Genomic DNA, 20,531 nt, shown 5'->3' with positions numbered 1-20,531 from the left:
GCCGGGCACGCGCTCACTCGATCGGGGGTGTTACTTGTCGCCTTGCTCGCTCGCGTTGTCCTTGGAGTGGTCTCCCGGGATCACCGCTTCGGTGAGCAGCTGCGAAGGCGCCGCGTGGCTGTTGACCTTCTGCTTCCCGAAGAAGCCGATCTCGCCCTCGTTGTGGATGCGCTCGAGCATGTGCGGGTAGTGCAGCTCGAACGCGGGCCGCTCGGAGCGGATCCGGGGCAGCTCGGTGAAGTTGTGCCGCGGCGGCGGGCAGGACGTCGCCCACTCGAGCGAGTTGCCGTAGCCCCACGGGTCGTCCACCGTGACGATCTCGCCGTACCGGTAGCTCTTGAAGACGTTCCAGATGAACGGCAGCGTCGAGGCACCGAGGATGTACGCGCCGATCGTGGAGATCGTGTTCAGCGTGGTGAACCCGTCGCTGGACAGGTAGTCCGCGTACCGGCGCGGCATGCCCTCGGCACCCAGCCAGTGCTGGACGAGGAACGTCATGTGGAAGCCGATGAACGTGGTCCAGAAGTGCCACTTGCCGAGCTTCTCGTCCATCATCCGGCCGGTGATCTTCGGGAACCAGAAGTAGATGCCGGCGAAGGTGGCGAACACGATCGTGCCGTAGAGCACGTAGTGGAAGTGCGCGACGACGAAGTAGCTGTCCGACACGTGGAAGTCGATCGCCGGCGCGGCCAGCATGATGCCGGTCAGGCCACCGAAGAGGAACGTGACGATGAAGCCCATCGAGAAGATCATCGGCGTCTCGAAGGACAGCTGGCCCTTCCACATCGTGCCGATCCAGTTGAAGAACTTGATGCCGGTCGGAACGGCGATCAGGAACGTCATGAAGGAGAAGAACGGCAGCAGCACGGCGCCGGTGGCGTACATGTGGTGCGCCCACACCGCGACCGACAGCGCCGCGATGGCCAGCGTCGCCCAGACCAGGCTCTTGTAGCCGAACAGCGGCTTGCGGCTGAACACCGGGAAGATCTCCGACACGATCCCGAAGAACGGTAGCGCGACGATGTAGACCTCGGGATGGCCGAAGAACCAGAAGAGGTGCTGCCAGAGGATCACGCCGCCGTTTTCGGGGTCGAACACGTGCGCCCCGAGGTGCCGGTCCGCCAGCAGGCCCATCAGGGCCGCGGTCAGGATCGGGAAGGCGAGCAGGACCAGGATGCTCGTGACCAGGATGTTCCAGGTGAAGATCGGCATCCGGTACATCGTCATGCCCGGCGCGCGCAGGCAGACCACGGTGGTGATCATGTTGACCGCACCGAGGATGGTGCCGAGACCACCGATCACCAGGCCGGAGATCCAGAGGTCCGCGCCGACGCCCGGCGAGTGGATGGCGTCCGACAGCGGGGTGTAGGCGAACCAGCCGAAGTCGGCGGCGCCACCCGGCGTCAGGAAGCCGGACATCACGATCAGGCCGCCGAAGAGGTACAGCCAGTACGAGAACGCGTTCAGCCGCGGGAAGGCGACGTCCGGCGAGCCGATCTGCAGCGGCAGGATGAAGTTCGCGAAGCCGAAGAGGATCGGGGTCGCGTACAGCAGCAGCATCACCGTGCCGTGCATGGTGAACAGCTGGTTGTACTGCTCCTGCGAAAGGAACTGCTGCCCGGGCCGCGCCAGCTCGGTGCGGATCAGCATGGCCATCGCGCCGCCCGCCATGAAGAAGGCGAACGACGTGACCAGGTACATGATCCCGATCTGCTTGTGGTCCGTCGTGCGGAACAACCGCAGCAGGTACGAACCCTTGACCGACTCGCGCGCGGGGTACGGGCGCGTCGCGATCGGCTTGGGGGCTACGGCCGTCACTCCTGCCTCCAACACTGAAACCTTGTGGTGGTCATCGTCGCGCCACCGGGGCCCGTGAAGGCCTGATCCGGTGGCTTAGGGGGATCGTAGCCCTCGCTACCGACAGTCGCGCGCACCGGCTGGCAAGATCGGGGCGTGGCCGACGACTACACCCGCGCGGCGGTGCGCGCGGCCCGCGCCGTGACCACCCGGCTGGGCTTGCCCGCCCACGATCCCGACGTGCTGCACGAGCGGTCGAACGTGCTGGTGAGACTGGGTCCGCTGGTCGCCAGGGTGCCCGCGACGACCCGGCTGCTCCGGCCGGAACCGGCCCCCTCGCTGGCGCGCGACGTCGCCCTCTCGCGGTTCCTCACGGACCGTGGTGTGCTCGTCGTCTCACCCACCGCGGATCCCCCGGCCGGACCCCATTTCGCGGACGGGCTGCCGGTCACGCTCTGGCACCACACGCCGCACGAACCGGGCCACCGGTACGCACCGGACGTCGTCGCGCGCTCGCTCGCCGAGGTGCATGCGACCCTGCGCGAGTACCCCGGCGAACTGCCCCGCCGCGGGCCGCTGGACGAGCTGGACCGGGTCCTCGGCCGGCACGACCTGGACGGCGCGGCACCCCGCCTGCGCGCCGAGGCCGCCCGGGTCGAAGCCGCGCTGCCGGACGGCCCCGTCCAGCCGCTGCACGGCGACGCGCACCCCGGCAACCTGATCGCGACGGCGGCCGGGCCCTGCTGGCTGGACTTCGAGGACACCTGGCGCGGGCCGCTCGCCTGGGACCTGGGCATCCTCGCGCGGCAGGGCGGCCCGGAGTACCTGGCCGCCTACCCCGGCACGGTGCCCGGCGACGCCCTTCGCGCGTACACGCGGCTGCGAGAACTCTTCGCCGTCGCCTGGCGCTTCGTCGTCGCCCAGCGATTCCCGCACCGGCTCCCCGAAGCCCGCTCCGCGCTCGCCGCCTACTTCTCGCGTTCGTGAGTCGACGGGTACCAGGAGAGGATCGCCTCGACGACGTCCGCGGGAGCTTCGAGCGGGGTCAGGTGCCCGGCGCCGGGCACCACCACGAGCGTCGCGCCGTCCATGACCTCGGCCATCTCGCTCGCCGCCGCCACCGGGGTGATCGGGTCCTCTTCGCCGACGATGACCAGCGCCGGGACGCCGGAGTCCCGCAGCAGGTCCAGCGAGCCGGGCCGGGTCCGCAGCGCCAGCGCCGTCCACGAGATCCCGGTCGGCGGCTGTGCCTCGATGATCGCCCGCACGGTTTCGACGACCTCGGGACGCTCGGCCCGGGTGGACTCGGTCAGCAGATTCGGCAGGTTGGCTTCGGCCAGCCAGCCCTTGATGCCCTCCGCGTCGACGCGCTCGGCGACGTCCAGCCTCGTCTGCGCGGCCTCGGGCGTGTCGGGCGTGGCCTTGGTGTCGATGAGTACGAGCCCGCCGACGCGCTCGGGCGCGAACCGCAGCACGGCCATGGCGAGGTAGCCGCCCATCGAGCAGCCGCCGAGCACGACGCGGTCGAGTTCCAGCCGGTCGAGCAGGGCGACGACGTCGCGCGCGGCGTCTTCGAGGCTCGGTTCGCGATCGGTCTCCGGCAGCGGCGAGCGGCCGAGCCCGCGCTGGTCCGGTGTGATCACCCGAAGGTGTGAAGCGAGGGGCTCGCGCACCGCGTCCCACATGCGGGAATCCAGAGGGAAGGCGTGGAGGAGGACCAGCGGCAGTTCGGTCATGCGCGTCATTTTGTCGGACCCCCTGGCTAGCTTCGCCGATGTGTTCACCGACATCGAAACCGACCGGCTCCTGCTGCGTCCGCCCCGCGAGGCGGACCGGCAGGCGATGGTCGACATCCACACCGACCCGCGCACCAACCGGTTCAACCCCGACCCGCCCGACGTCCCGGGCGCGTCGGCGATGTTCTCGGCCTGGCTGGCGCACTGGGCCGAGCACGGGTTCGGCTACCCCGCGGTGCTCGAACGCGGCGGCGCCGAGGTGATCGGCGTGTGCGGCGTGCGGTTCCGGGAGTTCCACGGCGAGAAGGTGCTGAACCTCGGCTACCGGTTCCGGCCGTCGGCGTGGGGCAAGGGCTACGCGGTCGAGGCGGGGCAGGCGGTCCTGGAGTGGTGCGCCCGCGAGCTGCCGTCCCTGCCGGTGCTGGCGAGCGTGAGCCTCGACAACAAGCCGTCGCTGCGGGTGGCCGAACGGCTCGGCTTCACCGAGTACACGGAGGAGATGTACGACGGCGCGATGTCGCGGCACTACCGGCGCTGAGCCGGGCGGTGTTTGACAACTCCAGAGCGAAAATCACCGGCGGCGGTGCGGCCGTCGCCGCGCGCGGGCGTCCCAGCAGGGGCGGTGCCAGTGCCGCCGGTCGGCGACCGAGCCGGTCTCGTCGGCGGGCCAGACGACGAGGTGCGGCGTGCCCGGCCGGATCTCGTGGTCGCAGCCGGGACAGCGGTAGAACTTGGTGGCCTGGGCCCCCGGCACGGTCCGGACCAGCCAGTCGCCGTCCGACCCGGATTCGGCCCGGGCCCACCCGGTGGCGGCACCGAGGTCCCGTTCGGGCAGCCCGCCGTCCGAACGGCGGCCGGGACGGTTGCGTCGTGGCACGCCCGAAACGGTAGCCGCCCCGCCACACCCAGCCCCCACCGAACCGACCGTCCCGGCCCGCGAACCGACCCTCCGATCACAGGTGATGCCCCTCCAATCACGCGTGATGCCCGTCCAGTCACGCGTGATGCCCGTCCAGTCACGCGTGATGCCCGTCCAATCACGTGAGAAACCCGCCGGAGCTCAGGCCGCCCGGTCCGCCGGCCGGTCGCCGGCCCGCAAGCGGTCCAGGATCGCGTCGTGGCCGAGGCCGTCCCAGCCGAGGCGGTGGAGGGTCCGGCCGGTCCGGCGGAAGTCCTCGCCGCCGAGCACGGACATGATCGTGATCGCGGCGTCGACCATCGGCGTGGTGACGCCGGCGCACCGCGCGAGTGCTTGCAGGGGCACCAGCGTGGAGCGGATGTCCTCGGTGAGGAATCGGTGGTCGAGGCTCGTCGGCGCGGCGATCGTCCGGTACGGCTTCACGGTCCGCAGCGCGTCGAGCAGCGTCGTGGCCGGGCAGCCGTAGTAGCGGTCGAGGACCTCGGTCATGGGCAGCAACCGGGCGCCGTAGGCGTGCGCGACGGCGGCGAACTCGGCCTCGGTGCGCTCCAGCAAGGCGATCGTGCGCGCCGAAACGCCTTCGACGTAGAAGAGCAGTTCCTCCGCGCGGTCGATGGTGCCGAGGTTGGCGAGCGCGATCGGCACGTGCGCGACCGCGCCGAAGTCGTGCAGGCCGCGTTCCACCGGGTTGCGCGCGATCTCCAGCATCGGGAACCACTCGCGCAGCAGCCCGGCACGCCGGGCGACGGCGGCCGCGGTGCTGCCGGAAACCAGGTTCCAGCCCTTGACGCCGAGCACGGTGACGCCGTCGGTGCCGGACGGCCGGGCGGCGAACAGCGCGTCGGTCTCCACGACGTCGACGTCCGGCGCCCCGGCGGCGGCGAGCGCGTGGGCGAACTCGACGCTCCCGCAGAGCTTGCTGGAGAACAGCACCACGACCTGCCCCGGGCGCAGGTGCGGCGCGACCCGGGCGGCGACCTCCGGGTAGGCGGTGGTCACGGTGGCGACCAGGACGACGGCGCGCGCGGCCAGCCCGGCCGGGTCCGCGGTCACCTCCCGGAGCGGGAACCGCCCGTCGAGCACCCCGCGCGCGACGATCTCCCGGCGGCGCGCGATCTCGCCCACGGCCCCGAGATCCCGCGTGTACAGGTGCACGGGCAGCTCCCGCGCGGCGAGGTGGGCGGCCACGGCCCGTCCCTCACCGCCCGCCCCGACGACCCCGATCCCGTCCAGCACGCTCATTCCGCCCACTCCCGTCAGTCCGGTACGCAGTGGACTGGTCGGCACCGGGAGGGGGAAAGTTCCCGCCGGAGCACGTTCCCGGAAATCCGGACGCCCGTGTCGCCCGTCCGGGTACGTGGGTCGCTCGGCCGGGTACGCGTGTGGTCCGCCGGGAGCGCGTGTCGCCCGGACGGGTGCGGCTCACCCCTGCGCGAGCGCCAGCGGCACCAGCTGTTCGGCAGTGGTGAGCGAGCCGTGCTGGCCGACCAGCGACGTCTCCACGGCTTCCGCGAGCCCCCGCACCATCCCGAACCGGTCGCGGGCCGCGGCGACGACGTCGCCGATGCGCGGCAGCACCCGGTCGCTGACCGTGTGCCCGAACCAGCCCTCGGCCACGGCTTCCTCGCGCGAGCGCACCCACGCCCGCTCGCCGAGCACCTCCCGCCAGGTCGCGAGGACGTCCGCGGCCGCGCCCGGCTCGGTGTAGACGTGGCGGGCCCGGATCTCGCCGCCGAACGTCCGCACCCCGGCGAGCAGCTCGGGGGCGTCTTCGAGGTCGAGCTGGTCGTCGACGGCCACCATCCCGTGGTCGGCCACCACCGCGAGCAGCGCACCGGGCGGCAGACCGTCCACAAGGGACTCGACGAGCCGGTCGATCTGCCGCAGCTGCATCCGCCAGGCGGCCGAGCCAGGGCCGTAGACGTGCCCGAGCAGGTCGAGTTCGCTGTGGTAGGCGTAGCAGAACGCCCGCCCGTCGAGCACCGACAGCGTCCGCGCGGCGAGGTCGCCCAGCGCGTGGACGCCGGCGTAGCGCGCCCCGCTCTGGGTGGCCCGGGTCAGTGCCGTGTCGGCGAGCTTGGCCGCCGACACCACCGCCGCGTCGAGACCCGCGGCGGCGGCGCGCTCGAACGTCGTCGGCAGCGGCTGCACCTCGCGGGGCGGGAGCGCGCCGCGCAGGTCGCCGCCGTCCTCGTGGCTGCACCAGCGCAACGCGTTCAGCACGCCCGTGCCGGGCATTTCAAAGGTGTAGCCGACCATGCCGTGCTCGCCCGACGCGAGCCCGGTGCCGATGGCGGCGACCCCGGCGGCCGTCGTCGACGGGAAGCCGACGCGCAGCGGCTCGCGGGCGAGCTCGGTCAGCACCGGGGCGTCCGCGGCGTGCTCGGCGAGCAGCTCCCAGCCGAGCCCGTCGACGAGCAGCACGCAAGCACTGCGCGCCTCCGGGAGGGCGAGGGTGTCTCCGCAGCCGGGCACCCCCAGCGCGGCGAGCAGGGACGGGACGACCTGGCCGAGGTGCGGGACGTCGGCGAGCGAAGGCGGCTGCACGCGCCCAGCTTCCCATCCACGGGCGCGTCCGGCGATAATCGCGGTATGCCGACCTACGCCTACCGCTGCCGCGAGTGCACCGAGACGTTCGAGCTCCTGCGCCCGATGAGCGAATCCGGTGCGCCGGCGGCCTGCCCGGAGGGCCACGCCGACACCGTCAAGCTGCTCACCACGGTCGCCCTCACCGGGGCCGCGAGTGGTTCCGCGGCCCCGGCCGGTGGCGGCGGTGGCTGCTGCGGCGGCGGCGGCTGCTGCGGCTGAGCCCGGCTCAGAGAGCTTTCAGCGCCTGCTCGAGATCGGCCCACAGGTCCTCGACGTCCTCGAGGCCGACGGACAGGCGGAGCAGCTGGTCGGACACCCCGGCGCCGTGGCGGTCGTCCTCGCCGACGATCCGGTGGCTGATCGAGCCCGGGTGCTGGATCAGCGTGTCGACGCTGCCGAGGCTGACGGCCGGCGTGATCAGCCGGACCGCGCCGATCAGGGCGTGGGGATCGCCGTCGACCTCGAACGCCACCAGTGGCCCGCCGATCCGCGGGTGGTGGACGGCGGTCACGGCCGGGTGCTCGCCCAGCCGTGCGGCCAGTACCGTCGCCGTCGCGGACGCGGCGTCGACCCGCAGCGGCAGCGTGGAAAGCCCGCGCAGCAACAGGTATCCGGCGAGCGGGTGCAGCACGCCGCCGGTCGCGAAGCGGATCTGGCGCAGCCGCGCCGCTTCCGGCGCGTCACACGCGACGATCCCGCCCATCACGTCGCCGTGGCCGCCGAGGAACTTCGTTGCGCTGTGCAGCACCATCCGGGCGCCGTGGCGGCCGGGCCGCTGCAGGACCGGCGTGGCGAACGTGTTGTCGACCGCCAGCGGCACCTCTCCGCAAGCACGAGCCAGCTCGGCGATGTCCACTTCGGCCAGGGTCGGGTTCGCCGGGGTCTCCACGAACACGAGCCCGGTGTCCGGCCGCAGCGCGGCAGCGACGGCGTCGGGCGCGGCCCAGGTGACCTCGGTGCCGTGCAGCCCGGACTCGAGCAGGTGATCGCTGCAGCCGTACAGCGGGCGCACGGCGACGACGTGCCGTTTCCCCTGCGCCACCGCGGAAAGCAGGCACGCCGAGACGGCGGCCATGCCGCTGGCGAACGCGACGCCGTGGTCGAAACCCTCGAGCTCGGCGAGGGCCCGCTCGAACCGTTCGACGGTCGGGTTGCCCACCCGGCCGTAGATCGGCGGGCCGTCGAGCTCGACGCCGGCGGCGAAGGCGTCGATCCGGGCGGCTTCGGCGGCACTGTCGCGGGACGGGTAGGTCGTGGACAGGTCGAGCGGAGCGGCGTGCACGCCGAGGTCCGTGAGGTCGTCACGGCCGGCGTGGACGGCTCGCGTGCGCAGCGAGGAAGTCATGCCAGCATGGTCGAGCTTTCCACGGGCCGGGAGCAACAGTCTCGGATATCATTCGACGATGTCCGATTCCGTCGAACTGAGCCCGGTTGATCTCGAGATTCTGCGGCTGCTGCAGAACGACGCCCGGATCACCAACAAGGACCTGGCGGCCGCGGTCGGCATCGCGCCGTCGACGTGCCTGGACCGCGTCGCCCGGCTGCGGGACACCGGCGTCATCACCGGCCAGCACGCGTCGGTCGACGCGGCCAAGCTGGGCCGTCCGCTGGAGGCGTTCCTCTTCGTCCAGGTCCGCCCGCACCGGCGGCCGCTGGTGGACCCGTTCATCGAGCACCTGCTGTCGCTGCCGGAGGTGCGCGCGGTCTACCACCTGACCGGGCCGGACGACTTCCTCGCGCACGTCGCGACCAGCTCCGCCGGGGAGCTGCAGCGCCTGGTCCTCGACGAGCTGACCGCGCGGGACGAGGTCGCGCGCGTCCACACCAACCTGGTGTTCCAGCACTGGAGCGGCGGCCCGCTGCTGCCGCCGGGATCCTGACGTCAGAGGCTCTCCAGCCAGCGGCGGGTCTCGCGCGGCGACGTCAACCGCACGACGACCGCTCCGGGCGGCTCGGCGGCCCAGGCGCGGATGCGCGCCCGCTTCTTCGCGAACGACCGGAAGTGCCAGCGGATGATCGAGTCGGCGGAAAACATCTGGCGGAACGACTCGACGTTCCCGTTGCAGATCCGCTTGCGCGTCACCGCCCGCACCAACGTCCGGCGCACCAGGCGGCCCAGCGAAAGCCAGCGCGGGTAGTCGAGGCCGACGATCAGCTGCGTGCGGGGCAGGACGATGTCCTGCCACTTGCTGTAGACGGCGTCGAGGACCCAGCGCTCCTGCGCGCACACCTCGGCGATCCGGCGGCGCTGCTCGTCGTCGGGGGTGCCGACCCAGCCCGGCTGCCAGCCGATGTCGTCCGCGCAGTGGTGGGGCAGGCCGGTCCGCTCGGCGATCCGGGCCGCGAGCGTCGACTTGCCCGAGCCCGTCACGCCGACGACGACGATGCGGTCAGGCACCGAGCTCACGGGCGGGCTCCCGCGGCCCGCGGTAGGGCTGCGTCTGGCTGTAGACCAGGTTCGTGGTCGTGCTGCCGAACTGGGCCAGCTCGTCCACCGTCTGCTCGAGGTGGGCCATGGAGGCCGCGGCGATCTTGAGCGTGTAGCAGTCGTCGCCGGTGGTGCGCAGGCACTCGAGGATCTCGGAGCGCTCGCCGAGCAGCTTGTGCAACGGCTCGTGGCGGCTGCCCGGGTACTTGAGCCGGACCACGGCGAGCACCGGGTAGCCGACCTTGCCGAGGTCGATTTCCGCGCGGTAGCCGGTGATCACGCCGGCCGTCTCGAGCCGCCGGAGCCGCTCGGTCGCCGCGGACGCGCTGAGGTTCACCCGGCGGCCGAGCTCGGTGAGCGGCAGCCGGGCGTCGCGCTGGAGCTCGGCCAGGATGGCCCAGTCCGTCGGATCGAGGCTCTCGGTCATCCGGCGAACATACCGTGGGATCCACGGCGGAACGGGCGGAACGCCGTGATCGATCCCTTCCGGTCGGAGCCGGTGCGTCGATAGCCTTTTGCGGTGAAGATCGGCGTGAACGTCCCCAATTTCGGACCCGGCACGGACCCGGGCGTCCTGCGCGCCTGGGCGCAGACGGTGGAAGGGCTCGGCTACGACCTGCTGATGGTGTCCGACCACGTCGCCATCACGCCGGACGTCGCCGAGCAGTACCCGGCGCCGTTCTACGAGCCGTTCACGACGCTGTCGTGGCTGGCCGGCGTCACGCAGCGGGTGCGGCTGGGCACGACCGTGCTGGTCGTGCCGTACCGGCACCCCCTGCTGGTGGCGCGGATGGCGGCGACCCTCGACGCCCTCAGCGGCGGCCGGTTCGTGCTCGGCGCCGGCATCGGCTGGGCGAAGCAGGAGTTCGACGCGCTGGGCGTGCCGTTCGAGGGGCGCGGCAAGCTCACCACCGAGTACCTGCGGACGATCCGCGCCGCGTGGGCCGACCGCGACGACTACCGCGCAGGGCCGATCCCGTTGTGGCTGGGCGGGCACAGCGACGCCGGGCTGCGCCGCGCGGTCGAGCTCGGCGACGCGTGGCACCCGCTGCGGCTGACGCCGGCCGGGTTCCGGGACGGGCTGGCGCGCCTGGAAAAGCTGGCGGGCGACCGGCCGGTGCCCGCCTTCGCGCCGCGGATCCTGCTGCGGGTGACCGCGGCCCCGGTGACCGGCCCGGACCGGCGCGCCGGGGAAGGCACGCTCGACCAGGTCCTCGAGGACCTGGCGCAGCTGCGAGCACTGGGGGCGGACACCGTCGTGCTCGACCCGTTCGACGCGGACCCGGCCGAAACGCTGCACCCGGAGGTGGCGTGGCGTGACCTCGCGGCGGTAGCCGCATCCTGGAGGGAGAACCTGTGAAGGACACCGAAGAAGCCCTGCTGCGGCGGGCGATCGAGCTCGCCCGCGAAGCGCGCGAGGAACACGGCAACCCGCCGTTCGGCTCCCTGCTGGCCGACGCCGACGGGAAGGTACTGGCCGAGGACCGCAACACCTCGCTGACCGACAACGACATCACGGCCCACCCGGAGCTGAAGCTCGCCCGCTGGGCAGCGCAGAACCTGGACCCGGAAACCGCGGCGGCCACGACGATGTTCACCAGCACGCAGCCGTGCGGGATGTGCACCGGGGCGATCGAGCGGTCCGGGCTGGGGCGGGTCGTCTTCGCGCTGTCGACCGAGCAGTTCCTCACCCTGCGCCCGCCGGTCACGTGGGGCAAGCACCAGCTGGAGGGCCCCGCCCTGTTCGACGAGGCCCGCGTGCCGGTCGAGGGCTACTACCAGTGACGGGTTACCAGGTGCGCCCGGTGGCGCGCATCGAGTCGTCCCTGACGGACCGCGCGACGGCTCCGAAGCAGGGCGACGAGGGCGCGCCGCCGTCCCGGGTGGTGTTCGCGCCGGAGTTCCACGCGGCCGCGGCCGACCTCCGCCCCGGCGACCGCCTGGTGCTGCTGACCTGGCTGCACGAGGCGGACCGCGACGTCCAGGCGGTCCACCCGCGCGGCGACCGGGACCGCCCGAGCACCGGGGTGTTCTCGACCCGGTCCCCGGACCGCCCGAACCCGATCGGCCTCCACACCGTGACGGTGACGGCGGTCGAGGAGGGCGCGCTCACCGTCACGGGGTCGGAAGCCATCGACGGCACGCCGGTGCTGGACGTGAAACCGGTCCTCGGCGAGGTGGCCGAGCGCTGATCAGTAGTCCTTGAAGCCCTTCCCGGTCTTGCGGCCGAGCCGACCGGCCGTCACCAGGTGCTCCAGCAGCGGCGCCGGCGCGAAGCCTTCCTCGCGGAACTCGTTGTAGAGCGTCCGCTGGATGGCCAGGGAGACGTCGAGGCCGACGACGTCCAGCAGCTCGAACGGGCCCATCGGCAGGCCGCAGCCGACCTTCATGGCCGTGTCGATGTCGTCCGCGCCCGCGTAGTGGGCTTCCAGCATCTTCACCGCGTCGTTCAAGTACGGGAACAGCAGCGCGTTGACGATGAAGCCCGCCCGGTCACCGCAGTGCACGGCGTGCTTGCCCACCGCGGCGCAGACCGCGCTCGCCGTCGCCACCACGTCCGGGGCGGTCGCGATCGTCGACACCACTTCGACCAGCTTCATCACCGGGGCCGGGTTGAAGAAGTGGAGACCGACCACGTCGGCCGGGCGGGACGTCGCTGCCGCGCACTCGATCACCGGCAGCGAGGACGTCGTCGTCGCCAGGACCGCGCCGGGGCGGACGACCTCGTCCAGTGCCGCGAACACCGCCTGCTTGACCGACAGCTCTTCGGCCACCGCCTCGACGACGAGGTCGACGTCGGCCAGTGCCTCGAAGTCGGTGACCGGGGTGATGCGCGCCAACGCGAGCGCAGCGTCCTCTTCGGACAGTTTGCCCTTGACCACGGCCTTGTCGAGCGACTTCTTCACCTTCGCCACGGACGCCTGCGCCTTCTCCAGGCTCCGGGCGCGCAGCACGACGTCGAGGCCGCGCTTGGCGAACACCTCGGCGATGCCGGTGGCCATCGTGCCCGTCCCGACCACACCGACCCGCGCCACCGGCCGCGGCGGCACGGTGTCCACAGTAGACACGGCCGCCGCGTCCGAGACCACGTTGGGCGAGTCCGGGGCGTCGTAGGTGTAGAAGCCCCGGCCGGTCTTGCGGCCCAGCAAGCCCGCCGTGATCATCTGCTTGAGCAGCGGCGCGGGCGCGTGCAGCCGGTTGCGGGACTGGTGGTACATCGTGTCGAGAATTTCGTTCGCGGTGTCCAGGCCGATCAGGTCGAGCAGCGCGAGCGGGCCCATCGGGTAACCGCAGCCGAAGCGCATCGCGGCGTCGAGGTCCTCGCGGGTGGCGTAGCGCTGCTCGTACATCCGGACCGCGTGGTTGAGGTAGCCGAACAGCAGCGCGTTCGCGATGAACCCGGCCCGGTCGCCGATCACCACCGGCACCTTGCCGAGCCGCTCGGCGAACTCGACCACTTCGGCGACCACGTCCGGCTCGGTCACCACGGTCTTGACGATCTCGACGAGCTTCTGCACCGGCGCCGGGTTGAAGAAGTGCATGCCGACGACCTTGCCGGGACGCGCGGTGTGCACGCCGATCTCGGTGATCGACAGCGACGACGTGTTGGACGCGAACACCACTTCGGGCCGGGTGATCTTGTCGAGCTCGGTGAAGACGTCGGCCTTCAGTTCGAGGCTTTCCGGGATCGCCTCGATCACCAGGTCCACTTCGGACAGATCCGACAGCGACGTGCTGTACCGGATCCGGCCCAACAGCGCCGCACGCCCGGGCGCATCGAGCTTGCCGCCGGAGAGCGCCCGTTCGGTGGAGTGCTCGAGGTGGCCGCGGCCGCGGGCGACCCCCGCCTCGTCGAGCTCGACCGTGACGACGTCGAGCCCGCTGCGCGCGAGCACTTCGGCGATGCCGGCCCCCATGGTGCCCAGGCCCACCACTCCGACCGTCGAGATGTCCCGCGCCATCAAGGCCTCCAGAGATGTTACTCGCTGGTAATTGGCCTCGATACTGCCACGCGGCACCACCGGAAGCCCAGACGGAATCGAGTCAGTACGGCTCAAGTCACCCGGCCGAGCACCCGGCTTCACTCACCGAAATTGCCGTCCACCAGCTCCTTGACCTTGGCCAACGCGGCTTCCGCCTGGGGTCCGCGCGCCCGCACGCGGATCCGGTCGCCCTGACGGGCGCCCAGCGACATCAGGGCCAGCACGCTGTGGCCGTCGGCCTCCTGGTCGCCGAGCCGCACGGAGACTTCGGCGTCGATCCCGCTCAGCGTGCGCACCAGCAACCCGGCCGGCCGGGCGTGCAACCCGACCTCGTTGCGCAGCTCCAGCTCGGTTTCGGCGGCGTCGGCCGCGGGCTCGGCCGGCGCCAGGTCCTCGGGGATCCCGGCCGCCGCGGCGGCTTCCGCCACCGCCGTGCGGTCCTCGCCGGCCTGCGCGGCGACCGCCGCCGCGATCGCGCCCTCGACCAGCGGGCCGTCCGCGACGATCGCGGCCGAGGGATCGGCCAGCGATTCGACGGCGAGTTCGGCCGTCATCTGGGCGCTGCCCAGGTCGTAGAGCAGCACGACGCCGTCGCCGGAGTCGGCGCGCTGGGTGGCGGCGACGACCTCGTCGTAGTCCGTGCCGATCGAGCCGTCGGCCAGGCCACCGGCTGGACGGATGGTGACGTCCGGCGCCATCTGGGCGGCCAGCTCGGCCAGGCCTTCGGCGAGCTTGGCGCTGTGCGACACGAGCACGATTCCCACGCTCACCGGGCCGCCTCCGCGAACGCGCGCAGCAGCAGCGCCGACGACCGGGCGCCGGGATCCAGGTGCCCGACCGCGCGCTCGCCGAGGTAGGAGGCGCGGCCCTTCCGGGGCACCAGGTCCACCGTGGACTCCGCACCGCCGTCGGCCGCGTCGGCCGCCGCGGTCAGCACCGCGGCGACGTCCCCGCCGTCCCCGGCCGCCTTCTCCGCGGCCGACACCGCGGGGATCAGGGCGTCGACCATGGTCGCGTCGCCGCCCACCGCCTTGCCGCGGGCCTGGACGCCTTCGAGGCCGGCACGCAGCGCGTCGAGCAACGCCGGGACGTCCAGGTCACCCGCGGTGCCCAGCTTGGCCGAGGCACGCAGGAAAGCCGTGCCGTACAACGGGCCCGCGGCTCCGCCGACCTTGGAGATCAACGTCGTCGCGACGAGCTTCAGCACCCCGCCCGGTGTGTCCGGCGCACCCGCGTCGAGGGCCGCCACGACGGCCGTGAAGCCGCGGTTCAGGTTCTCGCCGTGGTCGCCGTCGCCGATCGCGCGGTCGAGGTCGATCAGCTCCACGCGGTGCTCGGCGATCACCGCCGCGGCGGCGCGCACCGCCGCCGCGACCCCCTCGGCCGTGCAGGCCATCAGAGCCCCCACCGCAGCGCCGCGGTGTTGACCGGGGCGTCCCACAGCTCGGTCAGCTCGTCGTCCAGTTTGAGCAACGTCAGACTCATCCCCTGCATCTCGAGGCTGGTGATGTACGGGCCGACCAGCCGGCGCTCGACCACGATCCCACGGTCGGCCAGCAGCCGCTCGGCGATGCCGTGGGCCAGGTACAGCTCGACGAGCGGGGTGCCCCCCATCGAGTTGGTGAACAGCAGCACGCGGTCGCCCGCGGCGAACGGCAGATCCGAAACGACCGCCTCGACCATCCGCGCCACCAGCGCATCGGCCGGTTCCAGCGGGATCCGCTCGCGGCCGGGTTCACCGTGGATGCCGATGCCGAACTCGACCTCGTCCTCGTCGAGGTCGAAGCTCGGGGTGCCGGCGTGCGGCACGGTCGGCGCGGTGAGCGCGACACCGATCGACCGGACCTGGCCGATCACCTTCTGCGCCAGCGCGGTCACGGCGTCGAGGGAGTCGCCGCGCTCGGCGGCGGCACCGGTGATCTTCTCCAGCAGCACCGTGCCGCCGACCCCGCGGCGGCCCGCGGTGTACGTCGAGTCCTTGACCGCGACGTCGTCGTCGATCACGACGCTGCGGACCTCGAGGCCCTCGGCGGCGGCCAGCTCGGCGGCCGTCTCGAAGTTCAGCACGTCGCCGGTGTAGTTCTTCACGATGAGCAGGGCACCCGCGTCGCCGGTGGTCGCGGTGACGGCGGCCTGCACCGCGTCCGGGGTCGGCGAGGTGAACACCGCGCCGGGCACGGCGGCGGCGAGCATGCCGTGGCCGACGAAGCCACCGTGCAGCGGCTCGTGCCCGGACCCGCCGCCGGAGATCACGGCGACCCTGCCCGCGACCGGCGCGCCGGCTCTGATCACGACGTCCGGGTCGTACTGGACGCGGAGGATGTCGGCGTGCGCGGCGGCGAGCCCCCGCAGCGACTCGGCGACCACGTTCGCCGGATCGTTGATGATCTTCTTCACGGCAGCCTCCGGCACATCGGCGGGTGGGGTGTCCCCTTCCTACCTCCCCGCGCGGGCTGCCGCCAGGTCAGGACCGGATCAAGGTTTGGGGAGCTTGGTGACCACGTTCTTCGCGACGGTCACCGCCTTGCCGCACGGGTCGCCGTTGTCGTCGTCGTAGCCCTGGTAGTCCACCTGGGCCAGTTCGACGTCGTCGCCCTGCCACGGCCGGTGCTGCCACTGGACCTTGCACCGGGCCGAACCCTCGGTCGCCTGCTTCTGGAACGCGGTCACGCCGTTGCCGAGGTCCACCTTGGAGTAACCGTCGCCGACGATCGGGGGCAGGCCCGGCAGGAACCCGACCGTCACCGCCGGGCCCCGGTCCCGCCACTCGCACGAGTGCAGGCCCGAGGGCGCGGACTTCGCGGACGGCACGGCGGCGGCCACCACCGCGGTGTCGGCCATCGCGCACGGGTCGGCGGTCAGCACGGTGCCCGAAGGCGTCGAGTACTTCTCCGGCGAGTTGTGCACCTTTTGGACGACGGCGTTCACCAGGGTCTGGCCGGGGCGGCAGGGATCACCGGCGTAGGTGACCGACACCGCGAGCGCCAGGTCGGGGTTCAACGCCGTCATCGCCGCGACGGTGCAGTCGGTGTCGCCGGTCTTGTTCACGCGCAACGGGAGCCCGCCGGCCTGCCCGGTCGTCTTGTCGGCCCGCGGCGCCGTGGTGCTGCCGATCTCGAGCGCGAACCGGATCTCCTTGCCGCCGGGGTCCTTCACCTTGTTGCTGCACTTGTCGAAGGCGATCGACGACGGCGACGGGTCGGCTTCGACCGTACCGAGGCCCAGCGCGCCGAGGGCGTCCTTGGTCAGGAACTGGCACGGCTGGATCGTGCGGAGGACGTCCGCCGCCACGGCGGCGTCGGTGATCGGGCCGTCGGCGACCTGGCCGGTGCCGGCCGCCGCGGGCACCGTCGTCCGGGCGAAGTTGGACTTGCCGAGGTCTTGCCCGCACGCCGTCAACGGCAGCGCGAGGGCGGTGACCAGCAGGAACAGCGTCGGGAGACGGCGGTGCCGAACGTCTGGGAACACGCGATGCACGGTAGCGGCACCCGCGCGCCGCTGTCCGGACAACCCGGCTATTCGCCCGCCACCGTCGGTGTGTCGCCCGTCTCCGTCTCGGTCTCGGCCGGCACGACGAGCGGGCGGGTCACGGCCCAGATGACGAACAGCGCGGAGACCACCAGCATGCCGATCCCGGCCCACAGGTTGATGTTCACACCCGCGGCCTTCGCGATCTCCTCGTCGGAGGTGAAGCCGATGCCCATGACGGTGAGGATGACACCGTAGACGCCGATCAGCAGGGCGATGATCAGCCGGATGTCGAAGGCGCCTGCCTTGCGTGCGCGCGGCTGCGACTCGGTAGCCATTCCGACCTCCTAGAAGATGACGTTGAGGGCGATGGTCAGGATGAGCACGATGCCGGCGAGCAGGCCCGGCTTGCGGTACCAGCCCGCGTTCTCGCCGGTCGAATCGTGCCGGCGGGTTTCCTTCGGCGTCAGCGAGTAGACGAGACCCACGAGCTCCTCGTCCGGCTTCGGCTTGGTCGCCAGCGAGACGGCGACGCTCACCACGATGTCGACGACGAACGCGGTCCCGGCGGCGACGAAGCTGATGCCCTGGCCGGTGAGGCCGAGTACCCCGGCCTGCGAGAGGCCCCACACGGTGATCGCGGACGCGGTGCCGAGCACCAGGCCGCTCCAGCCGGCGTGCGGGGTCATCCGCTTCCAGAACATGCCGAGGATGAAGGTCGCGAACAGCGGCGCGTTGAAGAAGGAGAACAGGTCCTGCAGGTAGTTCAGGATGTTGCCGGAGTTCGACGCGATGAAGGCGGTGCCGATCGCGAGGATCGTGCCGGCCGACGTCACGATGCGGCCCAGGTTCAGGTAGTAGTGGTCCGGCTTGTCCTTCTTCACGTACGTCTGCCAGATGTCGTACGTGAAGACCGTGTTGAACGAGCTCAGGTTCGCCGCCATGCCGGCCATGAAGGACGCGAGCAGACCGGCGATGGCGATGCCGAGCATGCCGTTCGGCAGGAGGTCGCGCATCAGCAGCAGGAGCGCGTTGTTGAAGGTGACGCCGCTTTCGGCCGTGCCGCCGTCGAGCAGCACCTGCTTCTCCTTGACGTACTCGGACACCGTGACCGCGGCGATCATGCCGGGGATGATCACGATGAACGGGACGAACATCTTCGGGAACGCGCCGATGATCGGCGTGCGCCGCGCGGCGGACATGCTCTTCGACGCCATCGCGCGCTGGACCTCGACGAAGTTCGTCGTCCAGTAACCGAAGGAGAGCACGAACCCGAGGCCGAAGACGATGCCCAGCACCGAAAGCACGCTGTTGCCGAAGCCGGTCAGGTTGTCACCGGGCCACGAGTGCAGCTGCGCGGAGCCGCCCGGGCTGTTGGTCACCTTGTCGACCAGTCCCTGCCAGCCGCCGACCTTGACCAGGCCGATGATCGTCAGCGGCACCAGCGCGATGACGATCACGAAGAACTGCAAGACCTCGTTGTAGATCGCGGCGGAGAGGCCACCGAGCGCGGTGTAGGAGAGCACGATCGCGGCGGCGATGATGATCGACACCCACAGCGGCCAGCCCAGCAGCAGGTTCACCACGCTGGCCAGCAGGAAGAGGTTCGCGCCCGCGATGAGGATCTGGGCCGCGGCGAAGCTGACGCCGTTGACCAAGTGGGCCGGCTTGCCGAAGCGCCGCCGCATGAACTCCGGGACACTGCGGACCTTGGAGCCGTAGTAGAAGGGCATCATCACGATGCCGAGGAACAGCATCGCCGGGATGGCGCCGATCCAGAAGTAGTGCACGGTCGGCAGGCCGTACTGGGCGCCGTTGGCCGACATGCCCATGACCTCGACCGCGCCGAGGTTCGCCGAGATGAACGCCAGGCCGGTGACCCAGGCGGGCAGCGAACGGCCGGACAGGAAGAAGTCGAGGCTGCTCGACACCTGCCGTCGCGCCAGGTACCCGATGCCGAGCACGAGCACGAAGTAGAACGCCAACTCGATGTAGTCGATCGCATTCGCGTCGAGTCGCAGGTTCGCATCGGCTAAGACGAGCACCCGACCCACCTCCGGCTGTACCTTTTTCAAAGAGGACAACATCCGACAGGAATCACCAGCATCCCGTCGGATCGGGACAGTACTGCATGGATTCAGGGTCGGCACGTTGACGGGTCCACAATGGCCGGAGGGCGCGCCTCCCCCGGTCACCACCAGGGGAAACGCGCCCTCGTCACGCGCCGCGGGAGCGGCTGGACCTCACCGGTCGGTCGGCACCGCGACCTCGCCGTCCTCCTCGATCAGCTTGGCGAGCACCGCGTCGGGCAGGTAGGTCCGGTGCGGGTAGCCCGGGCCCCAGGAGTTGAGGATCGGCACGGCGCCGAGCTCGTCGGCCCGCGGGTTGGCGAGCACGGAGTGCACGTCGTCGACCGACTTCGCCCAGCGGAACGCCTTGATGCCCTGCTTGGCCTCGGCGGTGTACTTCTCCCGGGTGTGCCAGTCGTCGCCGTCGTAGGACTCGTCCCACAGGACGTGCCCGGTGTCCTTGAGCACCTCGGCCGCGGCCCGGACCGACGTGCCGTTCTCGTCACCGGGGTTGGTTTCGGGCCACTCGTCGCGCTTCTTGGCCGAGTCCCAGAGCCAGCGGGCCGCGTACTCGCTGCCGTTGAAGATCGACATGCACCGCGACCAGCCGAAGCCGACGCAGGCGCCTTCGTGGCCCTGGTCGTAGAACGCGTACCAGGCGTCGGTGTCCGGGGTGCCGCCCGGCTCGAGGCACACGCAGTGCCCGCCGCGGATCCGGCCGAGCTTCGCGACCCCGCCCCTCGCGATGAAGAACTCGCCGGAGGCTTCGTCCTGTTCCGGCTGGTCGAACGCCGAGTACCAGTTGACACCGATCACAACGGGCGAGCGGGTGGGCCGGTCGTCGTCGGACAGCGCGCCGAGCGGATACCTTTCCACGTGCCGCCAGTCGTCCGGAATGAACCGGCCCAGGCGCGGGTCGGACGGATCGGAACCGAGTGGGCGATAACGCATGACTTCCTCCTCCGTGCAAGCGAAAATGCGCGCACGCCGACCGGATGACATGCACACCCTGAGCTCGAAGGCGGACTGAAACGTTGGCACGACGAAGAAAGACGGCCGAGCGCACCACCCTCCGGCCACGCCGGACGCACCGGCGGAACCCCTCGAATCGAGTGTCGCACGACAACGGCGAACAAGAACCCGAACTCACCCGAACAGCGCACAAAAGGCGCCGAAAAAGTTTCTTCTCACTGCGCGGCCGACTATCGGGTTAACGATTTCCTGGCGGAGCAACAATCAGCGAATCAGATACGTCGATTTCGGCATCGATTCGGTATCGGCACCGAGACCGCCCGTTCGGGCAGCCTGAGGGTCAATTTTTCAACGCAAGGCGTTCAGTCCGCCACGCGCCGGAACCGCGGAACCGCGCCCGCCGGCGTCTCGACCGTCTCCCCGAACATCTCCGCCGGCCGGCCCCACAGCCCCCGCTCGCCGTAGAGGGCCCGGTACACCACCAGTTCCTCTTCGGTTTCGCTGTGCCGGGCCACGCCCAGCACCTCGTACTCGCCGCCCTTGTAGTGAACGTACCGGCCCGGCTGCACG

General features: G+C 71.3%; 24 protein-coding genes. 7 read left to right on the top strand and 17 right to left on the bottom strand.

The genetic code is table 11. The features are described from left to right. Positions 1-30: 30 nt before the first annotated feature. On the bottom strand, positions 31-1,818 hold the full coding sequence (gene ctaD, locus Q5425_RS14635; protein WP_308672746.1) for a cytochrome c oxidase subunit I: 1,788 nt from the start codon (positions 1,816-1,818) through the stop codon (positions 31-33). A gap of 135 nt (positions 1,819-1,953) precedes the next feature. Here ctaD and Q5425_RS14630 point away from each other — a divergent pair, with 135 nt between their 5' ends. Continuing rightward, entirely contained in the window at positions 1,954-2,784 is an 831-nt protein-coding gene (locus Q5425_RS14630) for an aminoglycoside phosphotransferase family protein (RefSeq protein ID WP_308672745.1), read from the top strand. Here Q5425_RS14630 and Q5425_RS14625 read toward each other — a convergent pair. After that, positions 2,766-3,533, bottom strand: coding sequence for an alpha/beta hydrolase (locus Q5425_RS14625; protein WP_308672744.1), 768 nt, complete (start codon positions 3,531-3,533; stop codon positions 2,766-2,768). The genes Q5425_RS14630 and Q5425_RS14625 overlap by 19 nt on opposite strands. On the opposite strand from Q5425_RS14625, the gene Q5425_RS14620 reads away from it, so the two are divergent. Further along, complete coding sequence (locus tag Q5425_RS14620) at positions 3,532-4,071, top strand: GNAT family N-acetyltransferase (RefSeq protein WP_308672743.1); 540 nt, start codon at positions 3,532-3,534, stop codon at positions 4,069-4,071. The genes Q5425_RS14625 and Q5425_RS14620 overlap by 2 nt on opposite strands. Positions 4,072-4,104: 33 nt before the next feature. On the opposite strand, the gene Q5425_RS14615 is transcribed toward Q5425_RS14620, so the two are convergent. From Q5425_RS14615 to Q5425_RS14605, 3 genes are all read right to left on the bottom strand, one after another. Then, complete coding sequence (locus Q5425_RS14615) at positions 4,105-4,410, bottom strand: hypothetical protein (RefSeq protein ID WP_308672742.1); 306 nt, start codon at positions 4,408-4,410, stop codon at positions 4,105-4,107. A 183-nt stretch (positions 4,411-4,593) separates the two neighbouring features. After that, a complete protein-coding gene (locus Q5425_RS14610; RefSeq protein ID WP_308672741.1) occupies positions 4,594-5,694 on the bottom strand; it encodes an NAD/NADP octopine/nopaline dehydrogenase family protein in 1,101 nt (366 codons plus the stop codon). 180 nt (positions 5,695-5,874) lie between these two features. Then, entirely contained in the window at positions 5,875-6,999 is a 1,125-nt protein-coding gene (locus tag Q5425_RS14605; RefSeq protein WP_308672740.1) for an alkaline phosphatase family protein, read from the bottom strand. Between the two features lie 45 nt (positions 7,000-7,044). On the opposite strand from Q5425_RS14605, the gene Q5425_RS14600 reads away from it, so the two are divergent. Then, complete coding sequence (locus Q5425_RS14600) at positions 7,045-7,260, top strand: zinc ribbon domain-containing protein (RefSeq protein ID WP_308672739.1); 216 nt, start codon at positions 7,045-7,047, stop codon at positions 7,258-7,260. 7 nt (positions 7,261-7,267) lie between these two features. Here Q5425_RS14600 and Q5425_RS14595 read toward each other — a convergent pair whose 3' ends face one another. Beyond that, positions 7,268-8,386, bottom strand: coding sequence for a PLP-dependent transferase (locus tag Q5425_RS14595; protein ID WP_308672738.1), 1,119 nt, complete (start codon positions 8,384-8,386; stop codon positions 7,268-7,270). A 58-nt stretch (positions 8,387-8,444) separates the two neighbouring features. Here Q5425_RS14595 and Q5425_RS14590 point away from each other — a divergent pair, with 58 nt between their 5' ends. Continuing rightward, complete coding sequence (locus Q5425_RS14590; RefSeq protein ID WP_308672737.1) at positions 8,445-8,921, top strand: Lrp/AsnC family transcriptional regulator; 477 nt, start codon at positions 8,445-8,447, stop codon at positions 8,919-8,921. Positions 8,922-8,923: 2 nt separating this feature from the next. Here the strand turns inward: Q5425_RS14590 and Q5425_RS14585 are convergent, their stop codons facing one another. Together Q5425_RS14585 and Q5425_RS14580 are read right to left on the bottom strand one after the other, a co-directional pair. Beyond that, the gene (locus Q5425_RS14585; RefSeq protein WP_308672736.1) at positions 8,924-9,448 is read right to left on the bottom strand and encodes an adenylate kinase; all 525 of its coding nucleotides are present in this window, start codon (positions 9,446-9,448) and stop codon (positions 8,924-8,926) included. Continuing rightward, positions 9,432-9,896, bottom strand: coding sequence for an Lrp/AsnC family transcriptional regulator (locus Q5425_RS14580; RefSeq protein WP_308672735.1), 465 nt, complete (start codon positions 9,894-9,896; stop codon positions 9,432-9,434). Before Q5425_RS14580 ends, Q5425_RS14585 begins: the two co-directional genes overlap by 17 nt. A 93-nt stretch (positions 9,897-9,989) precedes the next feature. Between Q5425_RS14580 and Q5425_RS14575 the strand changes: the two genes are divergently transcribed. Genes Q5425_RS14575 through tsaA form a run of 3 tightly spaced genes read left to right on the top strand, consistent with a single transcriptional unit; the run spans position 9,990 to position 11,661 of the window. Then, complete coding sequence (locus tag Q5425_RS14575; protein ID WP_308672734.1) at positions 9,990-10,829, top strand: LLM class flavin-dependent oxidoreductase; 840 nt, start codon at positions 9,990-9,992, stop codon at positions 10,827-10,829. Further along, positions 10,826-11,254 (top strand): nucleoside deaminase, encoded by a 429-nt coding sequence (locus Q5425_RS14570; protein ID WP_308672733.1) that lies wholly within the window; start codon positions 10,826-10,828, stop codon positions 11,252-11,254. Before Q5425_RS14575 ends, Q5425_RS14570 begins: the two co-directional genes overlap by 4 nt. An 11-nt stretch (positions 11,255-11,265) precedes the next feature. After that, positions 11,266-11,661, top strand: a complete 396-nt coding sequence (gene tsaA, locus Q5425_RS14565) for a tRNA (N6-threonylcarbamoyladenosine(37)-N6)-methyltransferase TrmO (RefSeq protein WP_308672878.1) — start codon at positions 11,266-11,268, stop codon at positions 11,659-11,661. Here tsaA and Q5425_RS14560 read toward each other — a convergent pair whose 3' ends face one another. From Q5425_RS14560 to Q5425_RS14520, 9 genes are all read right to left on the bottom strand, one after another. Further along, complete coding sequence (locus Q5425_RS14560; protein WP_308672732.1) at positions 11,662-13,431, bottom strand: 3-hydroxybutyryl-CoA dehydrogenase; 1,770 nt, start codon at positions 13,429-13,431, stop codon at positions 11,662-11,664. A 119-nt stretch (positions 13,432-13,550) separates the two neighbouring features. Next, positions 13,551-14,222 (bottom strand): dihydroxyacetone kinase phosphoryl donor subunit DhaM, encoded by a 672-nt coding sequence (gene dhaM, locus Q5425_RS14555; protein WP_308672731.1) that lies wholly within the window; start codon positions 14,220-14,222, stop codon positions 13,551-13,553. Then, positions 14,219-14,848: a dihydroxyacetone kinase subunit DhaL gene (gene dhaL, locus Q5425_RS14550; protein WP_308672730.1), complete on the bottom strand. Its 630-nt coding sequence runs from the start codon at positions 14,846-14,848 to the stop codon at positions 14,219-14,221. Before dhaL ends, dhaM begins: the two co-directional genes overlap by 4 nt. Beyond that, the gene (gene dhaK, locus Q5425_RS14545) at positions 14,848-15,849 is read right to left on the bottom strand and encodes a dihydroxyacetone kinase subunit DhaK (protein WP_308672729.1); all 1,002 of its coding nucleotides are present in this window, start codon (positions 15,847-15,849) and stop codon (positions 14,848-14,850) included. The genes dhaL and dhaK overlap by 1 nt, the downstream gene beginning before the upstream one ends. 78 nt (positions 15,850-15,927) lie before the next feature. Further along, positions 15,928-16,920, bottom strand: coding sequence for a DUF3558 domain-containing protein (locus Q5425_RS14540; RefSeq protein WP_308672728.1), 993 nt, complete (start codon positions 16,918-16,920; stop codon positions 15,928-15,930). A gap of 47 nt (positions 16,921-16,967) precedes the next feature. Further along, positions 16,968-17,258 (bottom strand): hypothetical protein, encoded by a 291-nt coding sequence (locus Q5425_RS14535; protein ID WP_308672727.1) that lies wholly within the window; start codon positions 17,256-17,258, stop codon positions 16,968-16,970. A 9-nt stretch (positions 17,259-17,267) separates the two neighbouring features. Further along, positions 17,268-18,965: a sodium:solute symporter family protein gene (locus Q5425_RS14530; protein WP_308672726.1), complete on the bottom strand. Its 1,698-nt coding sequence runs from the start codon at positions 18,963-18,965 to the stop codon at positions 17,268-17,270. 198 nt (positions 18,966-19,163) lie between these two features. Next, on the bottom strand, positions 19,164-19,940 hold the full coding sequence (locus Q5425_RS14525) for a hypothetical protein (protein WP_308672725.1): 777 nt from the start codon (positions 19,938-19,940) through the stop codon (positions 19,164-19,166). Between the two features lie 383 nt (positions 19,941-20,323). Next, the gene (locus tag Q5425_RS14520; protein WP_308672724.1) at positions 20,324-20,530 is read right to left on the bottom strand and encodes a DUF1653 domain-containing protein; all 207 of its coding nucleotides are present in this window, start codon (positions 20,528-20,530) and stop codon (positions 20,324-20,326) included. Between the last annotated feature and the right edge of the window lies 1 nt (position 20,531).

The sequence above is a fragment of the Amycolatopsis sp. A133 genome (assembly GCF_031082405.1).
Lineage (GTDB): Bacteria > Actinomycetota > Actinomycetes > Mycobacteriales > Pseudonocardiaceae > Amycolatopsis.
The sequence above is the reverse complement of the archived record's forward strand: the minus strand, read 5'-3'. Positions and strand labels throughout refer to the sequence as shown.

Coding starts and splice junctions, on each gene's coding strand:
- Q5425_RS14620 (WP_308672743.1), top strand. CDS start 3,532: ATGCGCGTCATTTTGTCGGACCCCCTGGCTAGCTTCGCCGATGTGTTC.
- Q5425_RS14625 (WP_308672744.1), bottom strand. CDS start 3,533: ATGACCGAACTGCCGCTGGTCCTCCTCCACGCCTTCCCTCTGGATTCC.
- Q5425_RS14610 (WP_308672741.1), bottom strand. CDS start 5,694: ATGAGCGTGCTGGACGGGATCGGGGTCGTCGGGGCGGGCGGTGAGGGA.
- Q5425_RS14600 (WP_308672739.1), top strand. CDS start 7,045: ATGCCGACCTACGCCTACCGCTGCCGCGAGTGCACCGAGACGTTCGAG.
- Q5425_RS14595 (WP_308672738.1), bottom strand. CDS start 8,386: ATGACTTCCTCGCTGCGCACGCGAGCCGTCCACGCCGGCCGTGACGAC.
- Q5425_RS14590 (WP_308672737.1), top strand. CDS start 8,445: ATGTCCGATTCCGTCGAACTGAGCCCGGTTGATCTCGAGATTCTGCGG.
- Q5425_RS14580 (WP_308672735.1), bottom strand. CDS start 9,896: ATGACCGAGAGCCTCGATCCGACGGACTGGGCCATCCTGGCCGAGCTC.
- Q5425_RS14560 (WP_308672732.1), bottom strand. CDS start 13,431: ATGGCGCGGGACATCTCGACGGTCGGAGTGGTGGGCCTGGGCACCATG.
- dhaL (WP_308672730.1), bottom strand. CDS start 14,848: ATGGCCTGCACGGCCGAGGGGGTCGCGGCGGCGGTGCGCGCCGCCGCG.
- Q5425_RS14535 (WP_308672727.1), bottom strand. CDS start 17,258: ATGGCTACCGAGTCGCAGCCGCGCGCACGCAAGGCAGGCGCCTTCGAC.
- Q5425_RS14525 (WP_308672725.1), bottom strand. CDS start 19,940: ATGCGTTATCGCCCACTCGGTTCCGATCCGTCCGACCCGCGCCTGGGC.